The following is a 3,861-nucleotide window of genomic DNA, read 5'->3' as shown; positions in this document are numbered from 1 at the left end:
CTGGTGTCGCCGGGCAGAGGCAGCGTGTCCAGGCCGGTGCCACAAACCGTCGAGAGCAGCAGCAAGTCCTCGATGGAAAGGTGGCCTTCGGCGGCCCGGGCGGCCAGGGTGGCGTCTTCGAGCACCGGTAGGAACAGGCCGCAGAACCCTGTGCGCTTGAATTGGGCGTGGTCCAGGCAATCGGCCAGGAAGGCGGCGGCCGCGATGGTTCCGGCCAGCCCGACTGCTGGCACGCCCAGAGCTTCGAGGGCAGTGCCCAGTGAGCGATGATGCTCGGGGTAGGGAGCCAGCGAGAAGTCGATGCCAAGCCAGCGGGTTTCGTGCTCCGAGGCGATCGGCTGGGTAAGGCGGGTGATGGCGGCGGCATGGGCCTCGATCATGCCCACCAGTCGGCGCCGTGCGGTTCCAGGGGACGACACCTCGCGGAAGGCGTCGACGGCGAGTTCTGCGGCCTCGGTGGCAATGGCCAGCGCCGGAGATCCGCCGTCATGATAGGCGGCGGGAAAGAACGGTGTCCCGGCCGGCACGTTGGCCAGGGCGGCAAATCGCAGATTGGCGAAACCGTCCGACGACAGCCGCGAGTTGCGGTCAATCACTTCGGCGCAGGCCCGGGCGGCCGGCAGGGAGACCCCGATCTCTGAGTCAGCGTACAGGCCGGAAGTAAAGACCGTCTCCGTGGACGCCAGGATGTCGGGGATGGCGGCAAAGCCCCCGACCTCTTTGGGCAGCGCCGGGCCGATTGCTACGTAGTCGATTCCATACACGAAGGCCTGGGCCTCCAGCTGCCGCGCCAGCTCGGCGCGATCCGCCGGCGGCACCGGACGCTCCAGTTCGGCCGGTGGCGGCGTGGCCAGGCGCAGGGTTTGAACGGGGTAGCCCGCCTGCTGCAACGCCTGGCGGGTGCTGTTCAAGCAGGTGCTGGCCTCTTCGATACGTCGCGGATCGACCGGCCAGCCGGGTGCGACGAAGGCTGTGATCGATCGGATGTTCATGTCGGGCCTCTCTGGCGGGCGATCTCGAAAAGGATGACTGCGGCGGCGACCGCGGCGTTGAGCGACTCGGAACCGGAGCTAAGGGGAATGTGCACCGTGCCCTGAGCGGACTCTCGGAAAGCGTCGCTGGTGCCGGTGGCCTCGCTCCCGATCACCAGCGCCACCGGAGCTCGCCAGTCGACCTGATGGTAGACTGCCCCCTGCCGGGCCTCGGCCAGCCATAGCGGCACCCCGTCCAGCTGGCGCAGGGTCGCCTCATCGCTCAACCTGACGATCGGAAGGTGCAGGTGAGCACCCATGGCACCACGTACGACTTTGGGATTGTAGGCATCGACCGTGCCCTCACTCAGGAACAGCGCCTGAACGCCTGCGGCCCGGCAGGTGCGCATCAGGGTCCCCAGGTTGCCGGGGTTCGCAAGGCGGTCGGCAACCACCGCCAGGGTGAGCGGTTTCTGGACTTGGGCCTCGGGGATGGGCAGCACCAGCAGCAAACCCGGGGGCGACTCGGTGGCCGACATGGCTGCCATTGCCGCGTCGCTGACCGGCTCGGCAGCGGCGCCGATTCGCTGAAGGCTGTTCACCAACCCGCGGCCGCGGGCGTCGAGGTGCTCGGTGTAGAAGACAAACGATGCGGGTTTGCCAGAGGCCAGGACCTCGCGGGCCATGCGCTCGCCCTCTACGACGTAGGCCGCTTCGCCCGATCGGCTGCTGCGGCGTGTCTGCAGACCTCTGACCCATTTGACGCGCGGATTGCTGGCGGAGGTGATCATGCTGACCCGTCTTCCAGCGGCCAGCGTTGGCGCCAGGCGGTCAGGAAGCTCTGGAGGGTCGACGAATCCAGCAGCACGACCCGGACTTCTCGCAAGTGACTGTCGGCATGAGCCTGCAAGGTGCGCTCGGCTTGCTTCAGAAGCACGGGGGCGGCGCGCTCGGCCGGGAAGCCGAAAATTCCGGTCGAAATGGCCGGGAGGGCGACGCTGGCCGCGCCCAGGCGGTCGGCAGTCTCCAGGGCGGTTCGGACCGCGGCTTCCAGCTGGACCTCCTCATTGCCCTCACCCCAAACGGGGCCGACGGCATGGATCAAGAAGCGGCAGGGCAGGTTGCCTGCGCCGGTGACCGCGGGGCGCTCATGGTCGATCGGGCCATTCTCCGCCAGCCATCGATCGCTTTGCAGCTGCACGATGGGTCCGCCCCTGCGGGCAAGGGCGCCGGCCAGCCCACCCCCATGCTGCAACCCGGCGTTGGCGGCGTTGACGATGGCATCTACTGACTCCAGCGTGAGATCGCCCTGGCGCAGCTCGAGTCGCTGTCCAGTGGGAAGATCAAGATGGGCTACCAAGCGGGACACGCCTCACTCCAGCACTGGCCAGCCGGCAGGAGGATTGTATCAAGTCCGGACGGAAGGGGTGCTCCCGGCGCGAAGCCGCCCCGCGGCGGTGGCGGGGTGGCATCACGGGTTCGGTCGGGCAGGATCAGGGCTGGGCAGCCGAGACGACTGCGGCGAAGGTAGCCGGATCGCGCACGGCCAGGTCGGCCAGCATCTTGCGGTTAATCCGGATGTCGGCTGCCTTCAGGTCGTGAATCAGGCGGCTGTAGGTCGTTCCTCGCAGCCTGGCGGCGGCGTTGATCCGGGCGATCCACAGGCGCCGCAGATCGCGTTTGCGGGTACGGCGATCACGGTAGGCGTACCACAGGCTCTTCATCATCGCCTCGTTGGCGCGGCGGAAGAGCAGGTGACGAGAGCCGTACATGCCCCTGGTCATGCGGAGAACCTTCTTGTGCCGACGGCGGGTGACAATCCCGCCTTTCACACGAGCCACGTTCTTCTCTCCTGCGGTCCCCTGAGCGCCGGCAGGGAATGATCACCCTGCCTGTTGGATGCACTCAACGGCCGCGCGCCTCGATCTCGATGTCCCGTTCGTGCTTGCCTCGGGACTTACTTGGACAGGGTGGGGGCCAGGCGCGCCACGCGCTTCCTGTAGGAGCGCCCCTTGACCGCGATCATCTCGCCCAGCAGGGCCTTGGTGCGGGCTGATTTGCGGCGCCGCAGATGGCTCTTGCCGCCCTTGGTGCGCATGAGCTTGCCTGCAGCGGTTCGGCGGAAGCGCTTGGAGGTCGCCTTGTGCGTCTTGATCTTGTACTTGCCGGTCTTGGTCGCTTTGCGCGGCACGATCCTGCTCCTTGCTCTTAGTGTTTCCCTGCCCCTACCGGATGGAGGCTTGTGCTCTGACGCGACCGCCGGCCTTCGTCTGCGGCGCGGGCTGCATCGGCTGGCGTCCCCAGGCGGCTAAGCTTTCGGCTTACCCGGCGCCAGGGTCATCAGCATCGTCCGGCCTTCCATGGCCGGAGTCTGCTCGATGACCGACACATCGGAAAGGTCAGCCGCGATGTCCCTGAGGTCCTCGAGGGCAATTTCCGGAAAGGTGATCTCTCGGCCGCGGAAGCGGATTCGGACCCTGACCTTCTTGCCCTCTGTCAACCAGCGACGGGCGTTGCGGGTCTTGAATCCGCGATGGTGATCGGAAGTCTTCGGCCGCAGGCGGATTTCCTTGATCTCGATCTTGGTCTGCGCCTTGCGGGCCTCGCGCTCTTTCTTGGCCTTCTCGTAGAGGAACTTGCCGTAATCCAGCACCCGGCACACCGGGGGTGAGAGATTGGCGGCGACCTCTACCAGGTCAAGGTTGGCTTGCTGGGCAATGGTGAGCGCTTCGCGTAGCGGGACGACGCCCAGGTTCTGGCCGTCCGGGCCGATCAGCCGAACTTCACTAACCCGTATTTCCTCGTTGACACGGAACTCGGATGCGCTGATCTTCCAACTCCTCTCGGACTCGGACATGGCGGGGCCGCTCAGAAGGGCGTGAGCGGCCCG

The 3,861-nt window shown here is 66.8% G+C and carries 6 protein-coding genes; all 6 read right to left on the bottom strand.

Annotated features, from left to right (window positions below; translation table 11 throughout):
* On the bottom strand, positions 1-992 hold a 992-nt coding region (locus tag MUO23_02110), incomplete at its 3' end, for a DUF711 family protein (GenBank protein MCJ7511748.1).
* Positions 989-1,762: an RNA methyltransferase gene (locus MUO23_02105; GenBank protein ID MCJ7511747.1), complete on the bottom strand. Its 774-nt coding sequence runs from the start codon at positions 1,760-1,762 to the stop codon at positions 989-991. The genes MUO23_02105 and MUO23_02110, both read right to left, overlap by 4 nt.
* Positions 1,759-2,340, bottom strand: coding sequence for a macro domain-containing protein (locus MUO23_02100; protein MCJ7511746.1), 582 nt, complete (start codon positions 2,338-2,340; stop codon positions 1,759-1,761). The genes MUO23_02105 and MUO23_02100 overlap by 4 nt, the downstream gene beginning before the upstream one ends.
* Positions 2,341-2,464: 124 nt before the next feature.
* Positions 2,465-2,812: a 50S ribosomal protein L20 gene (gene rplT, locus MUO23_02095; protein MCJ7511745.1), complete on the bottom strand. Its 348-nt coding sequence runs from the start codon at positions 2,810-2,812 to the stop codon at positions 2,465-2,467.
* A gap of 116 nt (positions 2,813-2,928) precedes the next feature.
* Positions 2,929-3,162 carry a 50S ribosomal protein L35 gene (locus tag MUO23_02090; protein ID MCJ7511744.1) on the bottom strand — a complete coding sequence of 78 codons (234 nt, stop codon included), beginning with the start codon at positions 3,160-3,162 and terminating at the stop codon, positions 2,929-2,931.
* A 117-nt stretch (positions 3,163-3,279) separates the two neighbouring features.
* The gene (infC, locus tag MUO23_02085; GenBank protein MCJ7511743.1) at positions 3,280-3,828 is read right to left on the bottom strand and encodes a translation initiation factor IF-3; all 549 of its coding nucleotides are present in this window, start codon (positions 3,826-3,828) and stop codon (positions 3,280-3,282) included.
* Positions 3,829-3,861 lie beyond the last annotated feature (33 nt).

The organism is Anaerolineales bacterium (assembly GCA_022866145.1).
Lineage (GTDB): Bacteria > Chloroflexota > Anaerolineae > Anaerolineales > E44-bin32 > PFL42.
This window is presented reverse-complemented; position numbering and strand designations above follow the sequence as displayed.